At 36.3% G+C, this 1,029-nt stretch carries 1 protein-coding gene; it reads right to left on the minus strand.

Annotated features, from left to right (window positions below):
- The coding region (locus tag ACT3TU_RS14190; protein WP_444784530.1) for an esterase/lipase family protein at positions 1-671 on the minus strand (671 nt) is incomplete at its 3' end.
- Positions 672-1,029: the final 358 nt, after the last annotated feature.

Consider the following 1,029-nt stretch of genomic DNA (forward strand, 5'->3'; position numbering starts at 1 on the left):
CTTCTAAAATTTCCATTCTCCAAAAAATAAATCGCTTGAGCAGCGACGTTTTTTTTGATCAGCATACCCGTATGAGTGACAGGCATAATAATATGATCAGTAGCGCTAGCAAGCTTGGTCTCTGTCACATATACCGTCCCATCATGAGCCAAATCTTTATTAGTCAATGCGATATCAGCTTTACGCAACTTGCGATTATGATAGCTCAAAAGTGTTTGACCTAAACCTTGAGTTTTGTCGCCAGCAATGACCCCAATTTTAATATCTTTTGGCAAAGGCGCAACAGTTCCATCTAAAGCATCTATATACGAGCGTCCCACTATAGCAGGCATAAATCGCCAAATATAATCCGCCCAAACACTACCGTTATGGGGCGTACCTAAAGTCACACAACGACCAATCTGCCACTGCGGATAAGTCGCTACGAAGTCTCTGATAACTAATCCACCTAAGCTATGACCTATCAAATCTATGGGCTGCTCAGGAATATGATTGGCCTTGAGCCAAGTATCTAAACGTGCGCTATTAACTTTCAAACCATCATGCCTACTGCGATAGCCGTATTGATGTGTATCATAACCTTTGGCTTGAAGGCGCTTTGCCAATGGTCGCATAATAAAGGGCGCTTGATTCAAACCATGAACGAGAATAACGCGGTTTTTTTTAGTCATAATTAATTTCATCTAATAGGTTTAATAATGTATGTTAAATACAGAAATGCATCTAAATATTGAGTGGTGTTTCCATGATGGCTATATAATTCTTAATGTTAAGCAATAATTATTTATAAAATTCGATTGGATAATTTACCTTTTATTCTCACTTGTTAGAACACTGTACAATAGTAACCAATCATAGCTCCAACAACAAAATAAATTAACAAATCATACCTTATTACTTTCATTTTATTACCTCCCTGGAAAATCCACAAATTGTATTATAATTATTACTATATATGGATTTATAATCTTTTTTTAAAATCAGCATCCCAATACCATTGTATTTTCTCTAGTAGGGACATTAGACCTC

The organism is Psychrobacter sp. AOP3-A1-26 (genome assembly GCF_052378235.1).
In the GTDB taxonomy this organism is placed as follows: domain Bacteria; phylum Pseudomonadota; class Gammaproteobacteria; order Pseudomonadales; family Moraxellaceae; genus Psychrobacter.